Below are 21,780 nucleotides of genomic sequence, written 5' to 3'. Positions count from 1 at the left end.
GCGCGCGACGCCGATCACCCCGCTATTTATGCGGCCCGTGCCGCAAAATATTATAAACGATCCAGAGCCCGAGCATGGCTGAGAGCAGGTAGCCGACGAGGCCGAGCAACGACATGTTTTCACCGACCAGCGGCGGTATTTTTGTCGCGATGATGATTGAGGAACCGATGATCATTGCGGCGATGATCAAGCCGATGGTGAGTTTGTTGCTCGCGGAATTGAGCACGTCGTCCATGTCCTCGAGGCCGCGATGCTGAAAATTAATCGTGGTGCGGCCCGATTCGAGGAGGCGCAACACGCGGTGCATTTCGGCGGGCAGTTCCTGAATGCGGCTGAATCCGCTGGCAAATGTGCGCCGGAAGTTTTGCAGCAATGCCTTGGGATTGCGCCGCTGGGCGATGAGTTTTTTCACCGCGGGCATGAAGCTCGCGCTGAGCGAAAACTCCGGGTCGAGCCGCGTGCCGGTTTCCTCGATTGTGTAAACGGCCTTCGCCACGAGCGCGTAATCCTGCGCGATTTCGATTCCGTTTTCGCCGAAAATGTGGAGGAGGCGCAGCATGGCGCGCCCGATCTCGCCCTTGCCGGTCGCGGGGTCAAACGTCTCGCGGAGGGCGTAGAGGATTTCGCGCTCCATGCGGCGGGTGTTGGGATAAATGGAGCTGCTTCGCTCAAGATCCATCGCCACGCGCACGACCTGCGCGGAGTCGCCGCTCAGGAACGCCTCGAAGAGATCAACAAGCGTGTAGCGCATCTGGCGCGTGAGCTGCCCGACGAGCCCCCAGTCGAGAAAGCAGATGCGACCGCCCGGCTGCACAAGGACATTGCCCGCGTGCGGGTCGGCGTGGAAAAAACCGTCAACGAGAATCTGGTGGAAAAGGGATGACGCGCCGTTGCCGGCGGCGGCCTTCGCGAGGGGCGAGCCGGGCTCGATGTCGCGGATTTTGGTGCCTTCGGCAAAATCCATGACGAGGACCGTGGCGCTTGAATACGCAATATAAGCACGCGGAGCGGTGACGTGCTCGCGATCCTTGTTGCGCTCTAGAAAATAGGAGACGTTGTGCGCCTCGACACGGAAATCGAGTTCCTCCTCAAGGCCGCGTCCGAGTTCGTCAACAATCTCGGGCAGGTTGTAAGCTTGCAGCGCCTCAATGCGCTGGTGGGCCTGGTGCGCGAACCAGCGCAGGATTTCAAAGTCGGCGCCGATTTTTTTCTGAACTCCGGGACGCTGGATTTTGACGGCGACGCGCTGGCCGTTTTGGCGGAGCGTGGCGTGGTAAACTTGCGCCACGGAGGCTGCGGCGACGGGAGTGCGGTCAAAGTCGGAAAAAACAGCCTCAAGCTCCTCGCCGTTGAGTCCGGCGCGGAGCACGGGCTCCATTTCCGAAAAGGGCTGCGGCGTTACGCTGGCCTGGAGTTTTTGCAGCTCGACAATCAGCGGCTCGGGAAACGCATCGGGTCGCATGCTGAGGATTTGGCCGAATTTAACAAAAGTCGGGCCGAGCTCCTCAAGCGTGATGCGGATGCGCTCCCAAAGGCTGTGACGCGAGCGGGGTTTCGGCGTGAGGCGGCGGAGCAGCCCCGAAGGCGGCCGGATTTTTTGCAGAAAGCCGTCGAAACCATTGCGCCAGAGAACGGCAATGATTTCGCGCATCCGAGCGGCGTTGGTAAGCCAGCCGAAGGGTTTCATGGAGGTGAAAAGATCAGACTGATCAGCCGGAGCGGACCGATCGGCCTGATGATTCGCGATGTTTGGGCAAGTTAGTCTTGTGGAGGCGGCGCGTCCTTGTGCGTGGCGAGGTTGGCGACTTCGATTTCGAGCGCGAGAAGGCGCTTCTCGAGTGCGTCGATGCGGTCTTTTTGGCCGACGCCGGCCTTGTCCAGCAGTTCGCGCACGGTTTGTTTGACCTCGGCGGAGCTGCGTTCGTATTCGGCTTTGCCGTCGTCGGCGAGCTTGGAGGCCATGGCCTTGGCTTCGTCGGCGGAGATCTTGCCTTTTTTCACCCACTCGCCGAAGGCGGCCTCGGCTTTTTCCTTGGTGATGACGGCTGCGCCGACACCGGCGAGCATGGTGCGTTTGATTACGTCGATCATAGTGCCCGCACTATCGCCCGATTACGCGAAGTGTGCAACCAGCTTTTTGATATTGGCGCCGCGGACCGGTTTGAAACCGATGTAAATCAACCGGGCGCCAATGGCATTATGCCGCCTCGTAATCCAGCCAGGGGCCGAGCCATTTTTCGGCCTCGGCCTGGGGCATGGTTTTGCGGCGGGCGTAGTCCTCGACTTGGTCGCGGCCCAGTTTTCCAACGCCGAAATATTTTGAGTCGGGGTGGTTGAAATACCAACCGCTGACGGACGAGCCGGGTGCCATGGCGCAGGATTCCGTGAGGGAAACACCGGTGGCCTCGGTTGCGTTGAGGAGGCGGAAGAGGGTTTGTTTTTCGGTGTGGTCGGGGCACGCGGGATAACCGGGTGCGGGACGGATGCCGCGGTATTTTTCGCGAATCAAATCCTCGGGTGTGAGGTTTTCGGTTTTACCGAAACCGCAGAGGTCGCGGGCGTGCTTGTGCATTTTTTCCGCGAGCGCCTCGGCGATGCGGTCGCCGAGCGCCTGCGTCATGATGGCGCGGTAATCGTCGCCGGCGCGCTTGTATTCGGCGGCGAGTTTTTCGACGCCGTCACCGGCCGTCACGACGAAGCCGCCGATGTAGTCGGTGTGGTTGCTTTCGCGTGGCGCGATGTAGTCGGCAAGGCAGTGGTTGTGCTGACCGGCGGGTTTTTCCATTTGCTGGCGCAGATGGTGGAGGCGGGCGAGAGGAGTTTTGTCGGGGTAGGGCGAAGCCTTCGGCTGAGCCGTGTTTGATGTGGATTTCGAAAACGATTCCGGCTCACCCGGAGGGTTCGCCCTACCGTAGAGTTCGATGTCGTCGTCGGTGGAGTTGCAGGGCCAGAAGCCGATGACGGCGCGGGGGGCGAAAAGTTTTTCACGCGCGATTTTGGCGAGGAGTTGTTGCGCGTCGGCGTGGAGTTTTTTGGCTTCGGCGCCGATTTTCGGGTCGTCGAAAATTTGCGGATAACGTCCGGTGAGTTCCCACGCGCTGAAGAAGGGCGACCAGTCGATATAGGGGATGATGTCCTCGACGGGGATGTCGGCGTGGGTGCGCGTGCCGAGAAATTCGGGGCGCGGAATGTCGGCGGCGCTCCAATCGACGGGCGGGCGGTTGGCGCGGGCGGTGGCGATGGGAAGGAGTTGTTTTTGCGTGCGGCGGGCGGCGAAGTCGTCGCGGAGTTTTTGCTGGCGCGCAAAGATGTCGGCGAGGAAGGCGGGTTTTTGCGTAGGGGAGAGCAGGGCGCTGGCGACGTTGACGACACGCGAGGCGTCGAGGACGTGCACGACGCCGGGCGGGTAGGCGGGGGCGATTTTGACGGCGGTGTGCGCGGCGCTGGTGGTTGCGCCGCCGATGAGCAGCGGGATATCGAGGCCGGCGCGGGACATCTCGGCGGCGACGTGGGTCATTTCGTCGAGCGAGGGTGTGATGAGTCCGGAGAGGCCGACGAGGTCGGCGTTGAGGCGCCTGGCCTCGGCGATGATTTTTTCGCAGGGCACCATCACGCCGAGGTCGTGGACTTCGTAGTTGTTGCACGCGAGGACGACGCCGACGATGTTTTTGCCAATGTCGTGGACGTCGCCTTTGACGGTGGCAAGGACGACGCGGGGGGCGCGGCTTGATTGTTTTTCTCCTGACTTCTGACTTCTGACTCCTGACTCCTGCGCCGCAAGGCGCCGCTTCTCCTCTTCCATGAAGGGCGTGAGGTAGGCGACGGCGCGTTTCATGACGCGCGCGCTTTTCACAACTTGGGGGAGAAACATTTTTCCGGCGCCGAAGCGTTCGCCGACGATGCGCATGCCGTCCATGAGCGGGCCTTCGATGATGTCGAGCGGGCGCGCGAATTTTTGGCGCGCGAGTTCGGTGTCGGTTTCAATGTTGGCGTCGAGCCCGGCGACGATGGCGCGGGAGAGGCGCTCCTCGACGGTCAGGTTGGACTCGGGGACGGGAACGGGCGCCGCAAGCGACGCCCCTACGGCGGTGTTTTGGCTTTTGATTTTTTCGGCGAGGGCGATGAGGTTGTCCGTCGCTTCGGGGTGGCGGTTTAGGATCACGTCCTCGACGCGGGCGCGGAGAGCGGGGTCGATTTCGTCGTAGTTGCCGAGCATGCCGGCGTTGACGATTGCCATGTCGAGGCCGGCGCGGATGGCGTGGTAGAGGAAGACGGTGTGGATCGCTTCGCGCACGGGGTTGTTGCCGCGGAAGGCGAAGGAGACGTTCGAGATGCCGCCGGAGACTTTCGCGCCGGGGAGCGTTTGCTTGATGATGCGAGCGGCCTCGAAGAAATCGACGGCGTAGTTGTTGTGCTCGTCGATGCCGGTGGCGACGGTGAGGACGTTGGGGTCGAAGATAATGTCCTCCGGCGGAAACTCGGCGCGCTCGGTGAGGAGGCGGTAGGCGCGGGTGCAGATGCGCACTTTGTCGTCGCGCGAGGCGGCCTGGCCTTGTTCGTCGAAGGCCATGACGACGGCGGCGGCTCCGTAGCGGCGCAGGAGCGCGGCGCGGCGCAGGAACTCGGCCTCGCCGTCCTTGAGCGAGATGGAGTTGACGATGCCTTTGCCCTGGAGACATTGGAGGCCGGCTTCGAGCACGCTCCATTTGGAGGAGTCGAGCATGACGGGCACGCGCGCGATGTCGGGTTCGGCGGCGATGAGGTTGAGGAAATGCACCATGGTGGCCTCGCCGTCGATGAGGGCTTCGTCCACGTTGATGTCGATGATGTTGGCGCCGTTCTCGACTTGCTGGCGGGCGATTTCGATAGCGGCGCGCCAGTCGGCGTTGCGGATCGCCTTGGCGAATTTCGGCGAGCCGGTGATGTTGGTGCGTTCGCCGACGACGAGGAGGGTGGATGCGGCGTTTGTCATTGGATGTTGAGCGGCTCCAGTCCGCTGAGGCGAAGGTCGTGGTGGCGGGTTGGGGTGGCGCGCGGCTTGAGTTCGCTCACGGCGCCGGCGATGGCGCGGATGTGCGCGGGCGTGGAGCCGCAGCAGCCGCCCACCATGTTGACGAGTCCGTTGCGGGCGAACTCGCCGAGTATGCGCGCCATGTCGGCGGGGGTTTCGTCGTAGCCGCCGAAGGCGTTTGGCAGGCCGGCGTTTGGGTGGCACGTCACGGGGCACTCGGCGATGCGGGCGAGTTCCTCGACATGGGGGCGCATCGCGGCACCGCCGAGCGCGCAGTTGATGCCGACGCTGAAGGGCCGCGTGTGGCGGATGCTGTTGTAGAAGGCTTCGACCGTCTGGCCGGAAAGCGTGCGGCCGGAGGCGTCGGTGATCGTGACGCTGACCATGACGGGCACGCGCACGCCGGTTTCCGCGAAAACGTTTTCGGCGGCGAAGAGCGCGGCCTTGGCGTTGAGCGTGTCGAAGATGGTTTCGATGAGAAGCGCGTCCACGCCGGGCTCGCCGTCGGTGTCGGGCGCGGGGGCGGTGAGCGCGCGGATTTGTTCGGCGTAGGCGGCGACGACTTGCGCCCAGGTGACGGCGCGGTATTCGGGGCGGTTCACGTCGGGCGACATCGAGAGCGTGCGGTTGAGCGGGCCGATGGCGCCGACGACGAAGCGGCGGCGCGGCCCGCCTTTTTCGCGCGACCCGGCCTCGGCGGCGCGCGCGGCGCGGCGGGCGATTTCGGCGGCGGCAGTGTTGATTTCGACGACGAGGTTTTCCGTGTGGTAATCGGCCTGCGAGATCGAGGTGGCGTTGAAGGTGTTTGTCTCGACCAAGTCCGCGCCCGCCGCGAAGTAGTCGGCGTGGATTTTTTCGATGAGGTCGGGGCGCGTGAGGCTGAGCAGGTCGTTGTTTCCGCGCAAGTCGTGCGGGTGGCTCGCGAGGCGGCCTCCCTCGCCGCCGCGGAAGTCAGTTTCGGTGAGTGAGTGTGTTTGCAGCATCGAGCCCATCGCGCCGTCGAGCACTGCGATGCGCGCGGCAAACAGCTCGCGCAGCCCGGCGAACGAGCGCGATTCTTTGATGGGATTGGCTACGGTGGCTGGCATGAGAATGTTGTCTGTTGCGAGGAATGTGAAATCGCTTACAAAAAGACAAAGTTGGGATAATTGCAATGAACATATCATTGAATCAAAATATGTTGATTTTATTGCATCAACACACTTCAGCTTAATTCGATTCACACTGATGCTGTGTAAATTAACTCAGTCTGACGTAATGATTTATGTCGAATTCTGAATTTTCGTCCGCAGGGACTTTTACCGCAGTTTTGGCCCGCGCATCCAATGGGCGCGGGGGATTTGCATGATTTCGGCGGGCGCGCGCCCTTGTCGCAAAAGCGCGGTCATGGTTCGCATGGGCGAGTCGATATGCGCGTAGAATTTTTTGTATCCACCGCACAAATACGCGAGGCCGTCCTCGCCGTCGGGCGTGGTGAGAAAGCGGTGCTTGGGGCATTCGCCGTGGCAGGCGAAATGCACGGGGCACTTCCGGCAGTAGCGCGGGAGCGAGTCGGCCTTTGAATCTCCGAAGGCGGTTTGCATGGGCGAGTCGACCATGTCGGCGAGCGCGTCGGTCATCACATTGCCGAGCTTGTAGTGCGGATAAACGTAATGGTCGCAGGTGTAAACGTCGCCGTTGTGCTCGATGGCGAGGGCGCGTCCGCATTTTTCCGAAAACACGCAGACACCGGCGGGTTCGCCGGCCCAGTTGGCAAGGGCGCAGTCGAATTGTTGCACGAAGATGCGGCCGACATCGGTTTTGATCCACTCATCAAAAACAGCGCAGAGGAAATTGCCGTAGTCGGAGGGGCGCACGCTCCATTGGGTGACGACCGAGTCGAGCTCGTCGGCCTCGGGGTGGTTTGGCGGCGGGGCGAGCCAAAGGCCGGACGCGGCGGCGGCGGTGGCCTCGGCGGCGCGCTCAACGATGGGGATGAACTGGATGTAGCCGGAGCCGATTTCGCGCAGGAAGCGGTAAACGTCGAGAGGAAGATGCGAGTTTTTGCGATGGACGGTGGTGAGGGTGTTAAACTCGACCTTGTGACGCTTGAGGACGTCGATGCCGTTCATCACGCGGTCGAACGTGGGATTCTGGCCCTTGTCCACGCGGTAGCCGTCGTGCACACGGCGCGGACCGTCGATGCTGATGCCGACGAGGAAATTGTGCTTGGCGAGAAACTCGCCCCATTCGTCGTCAAGCAGCGTGCCGTTGGTCTGGAAGGCGTTGGTGATGTTGCGGCCGGCGCCGTAGCGTTGCTGCAGCTCCATCGCCTCGCGAAAAAAATCGACACCGCAAAGCGTGGGCTCGCCGCCCTGCCAGGCGAAGCTGACCTCGCGACCCGGTTGCGCGGCGATGTAGCTGCGGATGTAGGTGGCGAGAACCTCGCGTTTCATGCGATGCCCGCCCTGGCCTTCATAGAGGCGCGCCTTTTCGAGATAGAAACAATACGTGCAATCGAGATTGCAGACCGAGCCGACGGGCTTGGTCATGAGGTGAAACGGGAAACGCGCGGACTTGAGAGGATTTGTGAGCGGTGCGGACATCGGCAAGCGGGTTGTGTGAGACGCCGGGCTGTTTTGCAATTATGGTGACGACCCAAAAACATGCCTGCAAATTGAGATGGAGTGAAGAACTAATCGCGAAATTAAGACGCGACAACTGATGCCGGCCAAATCCCGCCGGCCGCGATCATTGCAGACTTGGCACTGCGCGGGAGTTTCTGTTTCGTGCGGTATTTTCGGCATGGAACAGCTTCCCGACATCGCTCCCTTCAAACTTCGCCTCGATGAACTCGATGCGCAGATGTCCGCGCCCGATTTTTATCAAAACCCGCGCAAGGCCGCCGATGTTTCCCGCGAACAGCAAAAGCTGAAGGCCCTCATCGACGACCACATCGCCTTCGAAAAAACAGGGCTTGAAATCGCCGAGGCCCAAACCCTCGTCAAGGACCCCGCCGCCGATCCCGACCTCAAGGAACTCGCCGCCGCCGAACTCCCCGAGCTTGAGCGCAAACGCACACAGCTTCGCGAAACCGTCCTTGAGTCCATGATTCCGCCCGACCCCAGCGACTCGCGCAACACCGTCATGGAAATCCGCGCCGGCACCGGCGGAGACGAGGCCAGCCTTTTCGCCGGCGATCTCTTCCGGATGTATACCCGCTATGCCGAAAACCGCGGTTGGAAAGTCCAGCCCATGAGCAGCAGCGGCACCGAGCGCGGCGGCTACAAGGAAGTCATTTTCCTCATCACCGGCCAGGATGTTTACCGGCAGCTCAAGTTTGAAAGCGGTGTGCATCGCGTGCAACGCATCCCCGTCACCGAGGCCAACGGCCGCATCCACACCTCCACCGTCACCGTCGCAGTCCTTCCCGAGGCCGAGGAGGTCGACATCCACATCGACCCGCAGGAACTCGAGATCACCGTCAGCCGCGCCAGCGGTCCCGGCGGGCAGGGCGTCAACACGACCGACTCCGCCGTGCAAATCCTGCACAAGCCCACCGGACTCATTGTGCAATGCGCCGACGAACGCTCGCAGCTCAAAAACAAGGCGCGCGCCATGACCGTCCTTCGTTCGCGCCTCCTCAAGCTCAAGGAGGACGAGGAGCGTGAAAAATATGCCGAGCACCGTCGCAGCCAGATTGGCACCGGCGGGCGCAGCGAACGCATCCGCACCTACAATTTTCCGCAAAACCGCCTCACCGACCACCGCATCGGCCTCACGCTTTACAGCCTCCCGCAAGTCATGGAAGGAGACATCGACGAAATCATTACCGCGCTCCAGCGGGTTGATTTCGAGGAGAAGTTCGCCCGCCTCACCGGCAAGGAATACACCGGCCCCAGCGCCACCCGCGGCGGCGCGGACGACGAGGACTGAACGGGCTTTTTGCGGGAGCAAGGTTACTCCAGCATCAGGTTGTCAATATACGCATCCTCGAAATTCGGGTGCAGGTTTAGCTCGACGGCCTCGAAGCGTTTTCGCGCGGTTTCCATTTCATCAAGCAGCGAGCTGTCGTTCATCGCCAGATACGCGCCGCCGAGTGATGTGTTGCCGACCACCTCGATCTGCTCCGGCGCGAAGCCGGGCAGCAAGCCGCAGCCGATCGCGTGCTCGAGTGACAGGTGCATGCCGAAACCGCCCGCAAGATAAAGCCGTTTTATGTCGCGCGCCTTGATGCCGAGCACGTCAAGCAACGTGCAAATGCCCGCGCCAATTGCCGCTTTCGCCTGCAGCAATTTCACGACATCCATTTCGGAAATCCACAGCGGTTCCGACGCGCCGTGTTCGTGGATGCGGAACTTTTTCCCGTGTTCATCGACCTCCACGCACACGCCCTCGGGCAGCTTTTCCCGTGGCGCAAAACGTCCGTTTGGCATGAGCAATCCCGCGCGTCGCGCTTCCCATAAAAAATCGATGTAAGCCGAGCCGCACATGCCGATTGGCTTCAGTGGCGCGCTGTTTTCACCAGAGCCAATCACGTCGAGTCGCATCTCAAAAGCGCCACCGGCATTCACGTTCATGCGCACGCGTTCGATCGCGCCGCGCGCCGCGCGCATGCCGCACGACAATCCCGCACCCTCGAACGCCGGCCCCGCCGCCGTCGCGCAGCCCACGATGCGGTCACCCGTTTTTGCGATGATTTCACCATTTGTTCCCACGTCGACGAGCAGCGACGGACCGTCCTCGTAAACCAATCCCGTCGCGATTAGCCCCGCCGTCAAATCCGCGCCAACGTAGGAGGAAAGACCGGGCAATAAATGCACGGGCAGCCCGCGCCACGCCAACCCCAGCGCCTCCGCCGAATACACGCGATGCTCCAGAAACGCCGGTGTGAACGGATGCGCGCCCAGCGGCGCCGGATCGACGCCCGCCGCGAGATGTTGCATCGTCGTGTTGCCCGCGATCACGATCGCGCCCACATCCCCTTTTGCGATGCCCGCCTTGGCGCAGGCTTTTTCGATCAACGGCTGAATGGTTTCCGCCATCAACGCATGCTGCAATTTGCGCACCGCCGGCGCGCCGTTCGTGCAACAATATTGAATCCGTGTCAGCACGTCCTCGCCGAACCTGATTTGCGCATTAAATGCCGATGCGCGCGCAAGCATTTTTCCGTTTTCAAAATCGCACACGATCACCGCCACCGTCGTCGTTCCCACATCCACCGCCGCGCCGTAACGCGCACCCGCGACCAGCGGATCTCGCGCCATCGGAATGTTGACGCGAAAATCATCCACGACCGACGGCTGCTGTTTTAACAACGATCTCGACGGAATCGAGATGACGGCGTTTTTCGCCGCCGCGCCCACCGCTTCCGCAAGCGGCATCCGGCACGCGCGCGCCTGTTCGTGTTTCCCTCCGGCGCGCTCGATTTCAACCAGGCATCCGCTGCACAATCCGCGCCCGCCGCAACGCGTGTTCAACGCCAGTCCGCGTTTTGCCAGAAAATCCGTCAACATGCTTGTGTTCGCAGCGGCAAGATCAGCCGGAGCAAGCGGCAGTTCGCGCGTCTCATCGACCGCGCGCACACGCAATGAATCGGCCGCGCTCATTTCGGCTCCTCCAGCGGCACGGCTTTGATCACGGAGTCATCGGCGGTCAACTGAATGCCGTGATTCGGCGGCACGATCAGAAAACGCTTCGCGTCCCACTTGTCCGGTCCGGCAAACAAATCGCGCATCAACGACTCGTCGCCCCGCACATGGTCGAACACCCAGCCAAGGCACGCGGCGCATTGCTTCGTGTATTCCACCTGCTCCGGTTTTTCGCCCGCGCCGAGCCCGATGTAGGCGGCGCGATCATAATGCGCGGTCCAGAGCCGTTCCTGCTCGACCAAATATTCCACGTCTTCCGGCTCGAACTGTTTCGCGTATTCCTCCCGCAAATACGCGTTGCGATCCGGTCCGGGCGGAGCGTGCGCCTTGATCCAGCCGGGGCTATACCAATAGGTGCCCGGGTGTTTTTTAAGATATTCCGAGTAGCGTTCCTTCGAGCCCAGATAAAGCGTCACGCAATCGTGCGCGCGCGCGATCACGAGCGGACACCGCGCATGCCGCAACCCTTCCACGCCGCGACTGCACAAACCGTAGGCCAGCACGATTGCGTCCACCTCCGGGTTCGCCTCGCAACGCTCCACCGCGGCTTGCAATTCAGCGCGCAAACGCACCGGCTCGTTGTGCAACAACTGCGGCAAATACTCGATCTCCTTCACATGCGGCAGCCCTCGCGCAAAATGACCCACTTCGTCCTCAAGGACGGAGCAGGCGATCACGGCAATGCGAGGAGAGTTTTGCGGCATGGTAAGAAGCCCGACCATGCCATGACCGGCGGCCTCATCGCAAGGGTTTCATGCAAACAAAACCCCGCCGCCGCAAATGATCGCGGCGCGGTCATGGCCGTTGGCAATGCGCGGGGATTTCCGCTTTTCTCGAAAAAGCGCGCTGCTCAATTATTAAACCGGAACAGCGCGACATCGCCGTCCTGAAAGACGTAATCCTTGCCTTCGAGGCGGTATTTGCCGGCCTCGCGCGCGGCGAGCACGCTGCCCAGTCGCGAGAGGTCCTCGAAGCTGACAACCTCGGCCTTGATGAAACCTTTTTCGAAATCGGTGTGAATGACGCCGGCGGCTTGCGGCGCCTTCCAGCCTTTTTTGATCGTCCACGCGCGCACTTCCTTTTCACCGGCGGTGAAGTAGGTTTGCAGGCCGAGAAGCGAATAGGACTCGCGGATCAGCATTGAAACACCGGAGTCGTCCACGCCGAGGTCCTTCAAAAACGCCTTCGCCTCCTCGGGCGGCAACTCGATGAGCTCGGCCTCAATTTTCGCGGAGATCGGCACGTAGGCCGCGTCGTGGTGTGTGCGCACATACTCGGCGACTTTTTGCACGAACGGGTTTTCATTTGCCGTGGCAAGATCGCCCTCGGCGACGTTGCATGCGAAGAGCACGGGCTTGGCGGTGAGCAGTTGGAAGAGTTTCATCATCGCCCGGTCGTCCTCGGTTGCGCCGGGAAGCACGTTGGCGGTTTTGCCCTCGTTGAGATGTGGCACGAGTCTTTCGAGAAGCGCCATTTCTGTGATGGCCTCCTTGTCGCCGGACTTCGCTTTTTTCTGCGTTTTCTCGATGCGCTTCGTCACGGATTCAAGATCGGCGAGCACGAGCTCGGTGTTGATCACCTCGATGTCGCGCACGGGGTCGACCGCGCCCATTGTGTGCACGACGTCGGAATCCTCGAAGCAACGCACGACTTCCACGATGGCGTCCACCTCGCGGATGTTGGCAAGAAACTGGTTGCCGAGGCCCTCGCCCTTGCTTGCGCCCGCAACGAGTCCGGCGATGTCGACAAACTCAACCGCCGCGGGAATCACGACTTGCGTCTTGGCGATTCTTTGCAGCACGTAGGCGCGCTCGTCGGGCACGGTGACGACGCCGACATTCGGGTCGATGGTGCAAAACGGGTAGTTCGCGGCCTCCGCCTTGCGGGAGCGTGTGAGGGCGTTGAAGAGTGTGGATTTGCCTACGTTGGGAAGGCCGACGATGCCTGCTTTGAGCATGATGTTTTAGGAAAAACGCAAAGCGTCTCGCGCACGGACGGGAAGGGTCAAGCAAATGAATGATTTTTAAAAGCAGGGCGCGCGTTTGCGGCTTCGATTGCTGTTGTTGAATTATCCCGGGATTTTCATTTTTGTCTGTGATCACCATGCGCTGGACCGAGATTCCCATTCACTTCATTGATTTCGAGGGGAGTATTGCGTCCGGAATTCTTGAATACGGCGTGGTTACCCTGCGGGGTGGTCGTGTTGAAAGAACGCGCACGCGGTTTTGCCGGGCGACCGGTCGCGTGCGCAATGAGGACGCGGCGATCCACGGCCTCACGGCGGGATTGGTCGCGCATTCCGAGCCGTTTGCGACGGACGGGGAGTTCGCCTATTTTGCGGGATTGCGCGAGACGGGGCCGCTCGGGGCGCATTTTGCGCACGCGGAAAACTCGCTCATCAAATCCGCGTGGCCCTATTCGCGTCAGTCGCCCGATTTTGCGCGCGGCGGCTCGCATGCAACCGCCGAGTGGGGGCCGTGGATTGACACGGGGCGTTTGTATGCGGAGGTTTTCCCGCAGCTCAAATCCTGCCGGTTGGAAACACTCGTGGCGGCGTTTGGCTTGCAGGCGGAGCTCGACCTGATGGCGGCGGAGCATTGTCCCGAGGGACGGCGGCGCTACCATGCCGCGCTCTACGACGCGCTCGCGGCGGCGTTGTTGCTGGTTTCGCTCGGGCGACGAGCAGAGTTTTCCAACATGACGGTGCCGTGGCTTTTGCAAACAAGCACGGCGAATCCCGAAAAACGCGATGCCATGCGGCAGGAGGAATTGTTTTAAAATGAACACGATTGACTGGAAATGGACCGGGGCCGGCTCCGCCGACGAAGGCGCGTTGTTTGCGATGATAGGGGAGTTTTACAAGGAGGATCAAATCGAGTTTCGCCCCGGGCCGGTGCGGACGGCGTTGCGCGCGTTGTTGCGCGAGCCGCAGCTTGGACGTGTGTTTTTGCTGAAAAACACATCCGCGCCCGGGAGCGCGCCCGGCGGTTATGCGGTGGTTGTGTTCTGGCACAGCCTTGAATTTGGCGGGCGCGTGGCGCTTCTCGACGAGCTTTACCTGGCGCCCGCCGCGCGCGGCAGGGGTTTGGCTCCGCAAACGCTGGACATGGTGGGCGATTGGGCGCGTCGGGAGGGCGCGGTTGCCGTCCGGCTCGAGGTGAATCATCACAACAAGAGAGCCATGGGGATTTACTTGAAGGCCGGCTTCAAGGACGACAAGCGCGACATCCTCACCCTCATGCTTTGATCAAACGGCGGAGCTTGTATCTAGAAACTGGATACGCCGCTTAGCCGCGACGGTGCCAGATGTTGTATTTCAAGATGGCGTAGATGGCGCGAAATCCGTCGCGCCAGCCGATCTTTTTTCCCTCCGCGTAAGTGCGGCCCGAATACGAGACGCCGACCTCGTAAATGCGCAACTGGCGGCGCGCGATCTTGGCGGTGACTTCGGGCTCGAAGCCGAAACGGTTTTCCTTGAGCGCGATTTCCTGAATAACCTCGCGGCGGAACATTTTGTAGCAGCATTCCATGTCCGTGAGGTTGAGGTTGGTGAACATGTTTGAGAGCGTCGTGAGAAACTTGTTGCCGAGGCTGTGCCAGTAATAAAGCACGCGGTGGGGCGCGCCGCCCATGAAGCGCGAGCCGAAAACAACGTCAGCCTTGCCGTCGATGAGCGGCTGCATGAGGAGCGGAAGCTCGCGCGGGTCGTATTCAAGATCGGCGTCCTGCACGATCACGTAATCGCCTGTGGCGTGTTGAAAGCCCGTGCGCAGCGCGGCGCCTTTGCCCTGGTTTTTCTCATGGTAAACAATCTTGGAAACGAGCGGGGCAATTTCGCTTTCGAGCACGTCGCGGGTGCCGTCGGTCGAGCCGTCGTCAACAACGACGATTTCGATTGGGTTCACACCGCAGTTGAGCACGGCGTCGACAAGCGTGCGAATGGTCGCGCGCTCGTTGTAACAAGGAATAATAACAGAAAGTGTCCGCGTCATTTTTTTAAATCTCACGCAAATGAAATATATGCGAACGTGTTTGTCATGACTAATAATGCCCAGTTGCCCGCGGCATGCCTTGTCATCAAAAAACGCACCGGGTTGACCGGTGCGTTTTTTAACGGGGATTCTTTTCCGGGAATGGGTGGAGGCGGACTATTGTTTGTTGATTTGTCCGCGCGTCATTAGCCGGCCTGTTGCGGGGTCGGTGAGCTGTCCTGTCCAGTTGCCAACGGTCAGAAGCAGGTTTTCCGGATGCGTGCACTCGATAATGATGTCCGTGCGGCGCGGAATGGCGCGCGCCTCTCCGACGGGAATCGTGCCCTGGTAATAGGTGATGGCGCTTCCGTCCGGCTGGGTGTCCTTTGAGGTGACTTTCACCTCAACCGGGAGATCCTTCGCGGTGATTGTGATCGTGGCCTCGCCCGCCTGCGCCTGCACCCATGTTTCCTTGGGCGCGGATGCCGACGAGCCGCCGTTGCTGAGAAGAACAACGATCAGGATGATTATGGCCGCGATCACGCCAATGATCGCGCCGAGCTTGATAAGGAGTTTTTTGTCGAGCGAGGAGCCCGGCGAGTGCGGCGGCACAAACGTGGCGGGGTTGCGCGTGGTCGCGGCGGGTTCGCCGGAGACGCCGGGCATGGGCGGGGTGGTTCCCCCGGTGAGCGGGTCCTTGGTTTCCTTGTCCTTGCTGGTCGAGATGTCCATGCGCCCGTAAACTTCCCGGCTCATCGAGCGGCTGGACTTGGCCTCTCCGTGGTGCAGGGCGTTGTAATCGGCGATGATTTGATCGGCGGGCAGCTTCAGGAAATTGGCATACGAACGGAGAAATCCGCGCACATAAATCTCCGGCAGGCGGATGTCGTATTGGTTGGATTCAAATTTGTGCAGATACTCGCCGCGAATCTTCGTGGCTTCCGCGGCCTCGCGGATGGAAACGCCCTTGCGCTTGCGGGCCTCTTCAAGTCGTTCGCCGATTGTTTGCATGTTGGGAGAGTTAAGGAAAAGCGGTGTCCAAGGGAAGTGCGAAGTGCAACATAATGCGCGTATTCGCAAGAGTCTGGAGCGCGCAACGATTTTTTTTAACCTTCCCCGCAGTTTATCTTTGCAACAGGGAGGGTTTGGGGGCGTTTTACGCGCTTTCGACCATGACAATTTATCCAGCCATAGACATCAAGGGCGGGCGTTGCGTGCGCCTCACACAGGGTCGCGCGGACCAGCAGACAATCTACTCGGAAAACCCCGCCGCGATCGCGACGCAATTCGAGGCCGCCGGCTCGGACTGGGTGCATGTGGTCGATCTCGACGGCGCGTTTTCCGGAGAGTCGCAAAACCTGGCCGCGGTGCGCGAAATCGTCGCCGCCGGAATGAAGGTGCAGCTGGGCGGGGGCATGCGCTCGCGCGAGGCCGTGGAACGCGCGCTGGCGCTTGGCGTGTCGCGTGTCGTGGTCGGCACGCGCGCGGCGGAAAGCGAGGAGTTTGTGCGCGAGCTGGTTGGCGTGTTTGGCTCGAAAATCGCCGTCGGCATCGACGCGAAGGACGGCATGGTCGCGGTCAAGGGCTGGGTTTCCACGACCGGCACGAGCGCGCTGGCGCTTGCGCAACGCATGGACGCGCTCGGCGTGTCCACGCTCATCTACACGGACATCGGCACCGACGGCATGCTGACCGGCCCGAATCTCGCCGCGCAGGAAGCGATGCTGAAAACCGTCAAATGCGGCGTGATCGCCTCCGGCGGCGTGTCGCAACAAGGCGATGTCGGCGCGCTTGGCGCGCTCGCAAAACGCCACGCCAACCTTGACGGCGTGATCATAGGCAAGGCGATTTACGAAAAACGCGTTGATCTCGCGCAGGCAATTGCGGACGCGCGAGCGTAGTCCGAAGTTCATTCAGTTTTGAAACGAGGCCGGCGTCGGGCGGCCCGTTTTTTTCGTTATTGCTTCGGGGCGGGGCGGCTCATTCATTTTTGGCTCGTTTTTATCAATGGCTTTCAATCTGCAAAAGGTGCTTCGCGCACTCCTGTTTTCCTCCAGCCAGGCACTTTCCATCAAGGACGTGCAGGATATTTTTGCGCGTTTTCACGAACAAGCGCCCGTCGCAGTCGAAAATGACGGGGAGGCGCCGCCGATTGCCGTGCCGCCGGATGACGCCGCAACGGACGCGCCCGCCGATGATGTTGGGGAAACCGCTGACACATCCGCCGCCACGCCCGCCGGACGCGAGCCGGAGCCGGCTCCCGATCCCGAGGCGCCTTCGTTGAAACCCGCCGAGCTGCGGTCTGAACCATCAACCGAAGAGAAGCCGCAGGACGGTGAACCGCAACCGCCCGCCGATGATGCCGCGGAGGTTGTTGTGCAATTCCCCGAGGACTCGGACGAGGAGCTTTACAAGGGCGTGCCCTCGCTCATCACCGCGGCGCAAATTCGAGAGGCGATGGACGCCATCGCCGTCGAGCTGCAGGAGGCAAACGACATTTATATTCTTGTTGAGGGCCCCGCCGGCTACCGGCTCATGACACATCCGCGCTTTGCGCGCTGGATTCGCATTATGCGCGACGAACCGCCGCCAGTGAGGCTCTCCCAGTCGGCCCTTGAAACACTCGCGATCGTCGCCTACCGCCAGCCCGTGACGCGCAGTGAGATCGAATCCATTCGCGGTGTGTCCGCCGACGCCGGCCTGAACAAGCTGATTGAGCGCGAACTCGTTTATATCACGGGTCGCGCTGATTTGCCCGGACGTCCGTTGCAATACGGCACGACGGACAAGTTTCTCGAATTCGTCGGCGTGAAGTCGCTCGTCGAGCTGCCCGCGTCCGACGTGCTCTCGCCGCGCCAGATCGACGCGTGGCTGCAAAATTCGGCGAAAGTCACGCCGCCCTCCGACGCCGACATGGGCCTGCCGCTCGAAGAGGGCGAGGGCGAGTCGCCGAATCTCGCGGAAGTGAGTGTCGGGGACCACTCGACCCCGCCGTTCGCGGCGGTGGCGGCTTCCGCCGAGGAAGTCGCGCCCCTGCCCGATCCGACCGATCAGCCGGATAATCCCGATTCCGAAGAGCCTGAAAAATCCGAATAGTTTTTCCGCAACAACCCGCATCCATGGACCTCACCCCGTTTCGCGAAAAAATCGACGTCATTGATCGCCAGCTTGTCGAATTGATCAACGAACGCCTCGCCCTGGCCGCCGAAATCGGCAAGGCCAAGCGCAGCGTCGGCGGTAAAATCTACGTGGCCGAGCGCGAGGCGGAAGTGCTGCGCAAAGTCACATCGCTCAGCAAGGGTCCGATTAAAAACGACGCGCTGAAGGCGATTTACTGCGAAATTATGTCGGCGGCCATCGCGCTCGAAAAGCCGTTGCAGATTGCCTACCTCGGCCCCGAATCGACAAACAGCCACCAAGCCGCCATCAGGAAATTCGGATCGAGCGTGGACTACCACGCCATGACTTCGTTTGCGGACATTTTCACCGCGGTGGAAAAAAAGGAGGTCGATTACGGCATCATCCCGATTGAAAACTCAACCGACGGTTCCGTGCGCGACGCGATCGACCAATTTGTCTCCTCGGAGCTGAAAATCGTCGCGCAGCTCTACATGGAAATTTCCTACTGCCTGATCACGAACGAGCCGCTCGACCAAATCAAAAAAGTTTACTCGAAGGATCAGGCGCTTGCGCAATGCCGGCTCTGGTTGCAACGCCACCTGCCGAATGTCGAGTTGTGCGATGCGTCGAGCACCGCGCGCGCTGTTCAAATCGCGTCCGAACAACCCGGCGCGGCGGCCGTCGCCAACGAGCTCGCGTCCGTGCGCTATGGCGTTCCGATCCTGGCGCGCAACATTGAGGACAAGGCGAACAACATGACGCGTTTCTTCGTGATCGGCCGCGAGCCGTCGGGCGCGGTTGGCGGAGGTCGCGACATGACAAGCCTGCTGGTTTTGCTCGACGAAAACGCCGCCCTGCACTCGGGGACGCTCTTGAAAATGGTCGAGCCCCTGTCGAAGCGCGGAATCAACCTTTCAAAAATCGAATCACGCCCGAGCCGCCGCAAGGCGTGGGATTATTACTTCTACATCGACACGGGCGGCCATATTGACGACCCCGAGATGCGCGAGGCCATCGCCGAGATGCGCCAGTATTGCACAATGGTCAAATGGCTTGGCAGCTATCCGCGGTAAGCTGCCGCTCCCGCCCGCGGGGGCGTTGCCGCGCAACGCCCCGCGTGTCTCCAAATCACATCCACTCGACGTGGCCGAATTCGGAAAGGCGTTTCACGAACTTTGAACGGTCGCCCCATGCGGGCGCGCGGTGGTGCGTCTTGATGTCGCGCATCGCGGGCTCGAAGAAAAACTCCTTTTCGCCGAACGCCGGCTTGAGGTGGTCGAGCCAGGTGGCCTTTTCATCGAACTGCGCGAAGAAGACGCGGCCCGCCCACGAGGGTTCGCGGCCCTGGATGAATTTCAGCACAAAAACCTTTTCGCCGCGAACCTCGGCGATGCCGTCGATGAGCACCTTGCCGGGAAGCGCGGACATTGACGGGCCGCGCACGGTGCGGCCAAGGCCGGACATGCGGCGATAGGCCTTGTTGAAAATTTCATACGCGCGGGCGAGCGGCACCTCGAAGTAGTTTTTCGGGCCGGTGTCGCGCTCGACAAACATGTAATACGGCACCATGCCGAGCACGATCTGGCGTTTCCAGAGATTCGTCCAAACCAGCGGATCGTCGTTGATGTTGCGCACGAGCGGGGCCTGGCAGCGAATGATCGCGCCGGTGTCGCGAATGCGGCGGATGGCGGCTTGCACGACGCGTGTTTCGAGTTCGCGCGGGTGCGAGAAGTGCGCCATGAGCGCGAGGTGGCGCCCGCTTTTCACGACGCGCTCGAAGAGCTTCAGCACGTCGTCCGCGTCGTTGTCGGTCACGAAGCGATACGGCCACCATGCGAGCGACTTGGTGCCGATGCGCACGCTCAGCACATGGTCGAGCTCGAGAAGCGGTTCGATATAGCGCGAGAGCAGCGAGGCGTTCATCACCATCGGATCGCCGCCGGTGAAAAGGATGCTGTTCACCTCGGAGTGCTGCGTGACGTAGCGGCGGAGGCTGTCGGCTTCGCGGCTGGCGAATTTCAGGTCGTCCATCCCGACGAACTGCGCCCAGCGAAAACAATACGAGCAATAGGTGTGGCAGGTCTGCCCCTGGCTCGGGAAAAAGAGCACGGTTTCGCGATACTTGTGCTGCATGCCGGGGAGCGGCGTGCCGTCCTCAAGGCGAGGCACGTTGACCTCCATCTGGCCGGCGGGGTGGGGGTTCATTTTGAGCTGGATGGCGTGCGCGAGCGCGGATTGTTCCGCGGCGGGCGCGTCATCGGCGATGAGCTGGCGCATGGCGGCGAGGTCGTCGGTCGCGAGCATGTCGGGCTGTGGAAAACTGAGCTGGAACATCGGGTCCTGCGGAATCGCGTCCCAATCGATGAGTTCCTCGATCACGTATTCGTTGACACGAAATGGAAGCACCGCGGCGACGGCCTTCATGCCGAGAAGCTCCTCCGTCGAGAGGCCGCTGAGTTGCGGCAGGGAGTCGAGGTCCCGGCGTTGAATAGCCCGATATTTGCGCGGTTGAATGCCCCGGCCGGACGGCCTTTTTGTCGTGATGTTGGGCGGCGTCATACAATGTCCTTTCTTTTGATAATTGCTGTTGGGCGACACGCGCTGCGTCCCGCGTAAGGACTCTAGTGGCAAAACAAACGTCGCTGCGTGTAATTTCAAACGACTGTCTTTCGCCGTGGGCGAAAAGCGGCTTTGCCTTCGAGTAACACACATTTTGCGGCGCGCGAGAACCGGTTGCCAAGCCCGCATTTCGTTTTTGCGAAGATTTTTTCCGAATCAAATTTCCCCTTGCGCCTTGCGCGCCCGCGTGCCGCCATGTGCGGCTCACAAACAACATCATGATCACACCAGAAACATTTTCCCACATCGAATACATAAAAAAGCGAGCCGGTCATTTATGGAGGTTTCTTTGACGTCGACCAAAAGACCCGCGAAATAGAGGCGCTCGAAGCGCAAATGGGCGCGCCCGATTTTTGGGACAACAACGAGCGCGCGCAAAAACACATCGCCAATCTCAACCGGCTTAAAAGCGCGGTCGTGCCCGTCGTCGCCTTTAAGAAAAGGGCGGACGATCTCGACGTGATGGTCGAGCTCGCCGAAGCCTCCGAGGGCGCCGAGCAGGCCGAGTTTGAAAAAGAGCTCGAAACCACCGCCGCCGCGATGGTCGTGGAGCTCGACAAGCTCGAAATCGCCTCCTACCTCACCGGCCAGTTCGACAAAAACAACGCCATCCTCTCCATCCAGGCCGGCGCGGGCGGCACCGAGTCGAACGATTGGGCCGACATGCTTTTCCGCATGTATTCGCGCTGGGCCGAGCGCCGCGGCTTCGCGGTCGAGGTGCAGGATGTGCAGCCCGGCGACCAGGCCGGCATCAGCCGCGCCACGCTCCTCATCAAGGGCGAAAACGCCTACGGTTACGTGAACGCTGAGCGCGGCGTGCACCGGCTCGTGCGCATCAGCCCGTTCGATTCGAACAAACGACGCCACACCTCCTTTTGCGCGGTGGACGTTGTCGCCGAAATCGACGACGACATCAAGGTCGACATTCCCGAAACCGAAATCCGCGTGGACGTTTACCGCTCCTCCGGCAAGGGCGGCCAGGGCGTCAACACGACCGACTCGGCGGTGCGCATCACGCACATCCCGACCGGCATGGTTGTGGTCTGCCAAAACGAACGCTCGCAAATCAAGAACCGCGCCAGCGCGATGAGCGTCCTGAAGGCGCGCCTCTACGAGCGCCGGCTCGACGAGCAGCGCAGCGAGATGGAGAGATTCTACGGCGAGAAAGGCGAGATCGGCTGGGGCAGCCAGATCCGCAGTTACGTTTTGCAACCGTATCAGATGGTGAAGGACTTGCGCACCGGCGTCGAAACCAGTGACACGCAAGGCGTGCTCGACGGCGACATCGACCGCTTCGTCAACGGCTGGCTTCGCGCCGGCAGTCCGCGCCACCGCAACAAGGACATCAAGGTGGACGATGACTGATTTATAAAAACGGAGGCGATCCCACGGGGTCGCTTTCTTTTTTGGCGGCGGTTTTCCCTGTCGA

17 protein-coding genes and 1 pseudogene are annotated in these 21,780 nt (G+C 61.2%); 7 read left to right on the top strand and 11 right to left on the bottom strand.

All coding sequences use genetic code 11. The features are described from left to right. Positions 1-22: 22 nt before the first annotated feature. From M2447_RS06670 to M2447_RS06650, 4 genes and pseudogenes are all read right to left on the bottom strand, one after another. The gene (locus M2447_RS06670; RefSeq protein WP_277557926.1) at positions 23-1,687 is read right to left on the bottom strand and encodes an AarF/UbiB family protein; all 1,665 of its coding nucleotides are present in this window, start codon (positions 1,685-1,687) and stop codon (positions 23-25) included. 71 nt (positions 1,688-1,758) lie between these two features. Continuing rightward, positions 1,759-2,091: a hypothetical protein gene (locus tag M2447_RS06665; RefSeq protein WP_277557925.1), complete on the bottom strand. Its 333-nt coding sequence runs from the start codon at positions 2,089-2,091 to the stop codon at positions 1,759-1,761. Positions 2,092-2,197: 106 nt separating this feature from the next. Next, positions 2,198-6,003, bottom strand: a pseudogene (metH, locus tag M2447_RS06660) (methionine synthase). 306 nt (positions 6,004-6,309) lie between these two features. Further along, positions 6,310-7,542, bottom strand: coding sequence for an anaerobic sulfatase maturase (locus tag M2447_RS06650; RefSeq protein WP_277557922.1), 1,233 nt, complete (start codon positions 7,540-7,542; stop codon positions 6,310-6,312). A 253-nt stretch (positions 7,543-7,795) separates the two neighbouring features. Here M2447_RS06650 and prfA point away from each other — a divergent pair, with 253 nt between their 5' ends. Continuing rightward, entirely contained in the window at positions 7,796-8,926 is a 1,131-nt protein-coding gene (prfA, locus tag M2447_RS06645) for a peptide chain release factor 1 (RefSeq protein ID WP_277557921.1), read from the top strand. Between the two features lie 23 nt (positions 8,927-8,949). On the opposite strand, the gene M2447_RS06640 is transcribed toward prfA, so the two are convergent. The 3 genes from M2447_RS06640 to ychF form a co-directional block, all read right to left on the bottom strand. Then, positions 8,950-10,599, bottom strand: coding sequence for an ASKHA domain-containing protein (locus M2447_RS06640; protein WP_277557920.1), 1,650 nt, complete (start codon positions 10,597-10,599; stop codon positions 8,950-8,952). Further along, complete coding sequence (locus tag M2447_RS06635) at positions 10,596-11,345, bottom strand: DUF1638 domain-containing protein (protein ID WP_277557919.1); 750 nt, start codon at positions 11,343-11,345, stop codon at positions 10,596-10,598. The genes M2447_RS06640 and M2447_RS06635 overlap by 4 nt, the downstream gene beginning before the upstream one ends. A gap of 146 nt (positions 11,346-11,491) precedes the next feature. Beyond that, the gene (gene ychF / locus M2447_RS06630; protein ID WP_343215380.1) at positions 11,492-12,598 is read right to left on the bottom strand and encodes a redox-regulated ATPase YchF; all 1,107 of its coding nucleotides are present in this window, start codon (positions 12,596-12,598) and stop codon (positions 11,492-11,494) included. Between the two features lie 137 nt (positions 12,599-12,735). Between ychF and M2447_RS06625 the strand changes: the two genes are divergently transcribed. Both M2447_RS06625 and M2447_RS06620 read left to right on the top strand, forming a co-directional pair. Continuing rightward, a complete protein-coding gene (locus tag M2447_RS06625; RefSeq protein ID WP_277557984.1) occupies positions 12,736-13,419 on the top strand; it encodes a 3'-5' exonuclease in 684 nt (227 codons plus the stop codon). A 1-nt stretch (position 13,420) separates the two neighbouring features. After that, entirely contained in the window at positions 13,421-13,888 is a 468-nt protein-coding gene (locus M2447_RS06620) for a GNAT family N-acetyltransferase (RefSeq protein WP_277510254.1), read from the top strand. Positions 13,889-13,928: 40 nt separating this feature from the next. On the opposite strand, the gene M2447_RS06615 is transcribed toward M2447_RS06620, so the two are convergent. Continuing rightward, positions 13,929-14,633: a glycosyltransferase family 2 protein gene (locus M2447_RS06615; RefSeq protein ID WP_343215381.1), complete on the bottom strand. Its 705-nt coding sequence runs from the start codon at positions 14,631-14,633 to the stop codon at positions 13,929-13,931. 156 nt (positions 14,634-14,789) lie between these two features. After that, positions 14,790-15,623 carry a helix-turn-helix domain-containing protein gene (locus M2447_RS06610; protein ID WP_277557917.1) on the bottom strand — a complete coding sequence of 278 codons (834 nt, stop codon included), beginning with the start codon at positions 15,621-15,623 and terminating at the stop codon, positions 14,790-14,792. A gap of 161 nt (positions 15,624-15,784) precedes the next feature. On the opposite strand from M2447_RS06610, the gene hisA reads away from it, so the two are divergent. The 3 genes from hisA (at position 15,785) to pheA (ending at position 18,805) form a co-directional block, all read left to right on the top strand. Further along, complete coding sequence (hisA, locus tag M2447_RS06605; RefSeq protein WP_277557916.1) at positions 15,785-16,513, top strand: 1-(5-phosphoribosyl)-5-[(5-phosphoribosylamino)methylideneamino]imidazole-4-carboxamide isomerase; 729 nt, start codon at positions 15,785-15,787, stop codon at positions 16,511-16,513. Positions 16,514-16,619: 106 nt separating this feature from the next. After that, positions 16,620-17,708, top strand: a complete 1,089-nt coding sequence (scpB, locus tag M2447_RS06600) for an SMC-Scp complex subunit ScpB (RefSeq protein ID WP_277557915.1) — start codon at positions 16,620-16,622, stop codon at positions 17,706-17,708. A 23-nt stretch (positions 17,709-17,731) separates the two neighbouring features. Then, positions 17,732-18,805, top strand: a complete 1,074-nt coding sequence (gene pheA / locus M2447_RS06595) for a prephenate dehydratase (RefSeq protein WP_277557914.1) — start codon at positions 17,732-17,734, stop codon at positions 18,803-18,805. A gap of 55 nt (positions 18,806-18,860) precedes the next feature. Here the strand turns inward: pheA and M2447_RS06590 are convergent, their stop codons facing one another. Together M2447_RS06590 and M2447_RS06585 are read right to left on the bottom strand one after the other, a co-directional pair. Continuing rightward, positions 18,861-20,291 carry a lysine 2,3-aminomutase gene (locus tag M2447_RS06590; RefSeq protein WP_277557913.1) on the bottom strand — a complete coding sequence of 477 codons (1,431 nt, stop codon included), beginning with the start codon at positions 20,289-20,291 and terminating at the stop codon, positions 18,861-18,863. 95 nt (positions 20,292-20,386) lie between these two features. After that, positions 20,387-20,626 (bottom strand): hypothetical protein, encoded by a 240-nt coding sequence (locus tag M2447_RS06585; protein WP_277510341.1) that lies wholly within the window; start codon positions 20,624-20,626, stop codon positions 20,387-20,389. On the opposite strand from M2447_RS06585, the gene prfB reads away from it, so the two are divergent. Then, positions 20,570-21,716 (top strand): peptide chain release factor 2 gene (prfB, locus tag M2447_RS06580; RefSeq protein ID WP_277557912.1). Its coding sequence is split into 2 segments (ribosomal slippage): positions 20,570-20,641 and positions 20,643-21,716, totalling 1,146 coding nucleotides; the frame shifts between segments, so codons are not numbered across the junction. The two genes, M2447_RS06585 and prfB, sit on opposite strands and share 57 nt — an antisense overlap. Positions 21,717-21,780: the final 64 nt, after the last annotated feature.

It is taken from the genome of Ereboglobus sp. PH5-10, assembly GCF_029504735.1.
Lineage (GTDB): Bacteria > Verrucomicrobiota > Verrucomicrobiia > Opitutales > Opitutaceae > Ereboglobus.
Note: the sequence above shows the minus strand (reverse complement) of the source record. Positions and strands in the feature narration are given on the sequence as shown.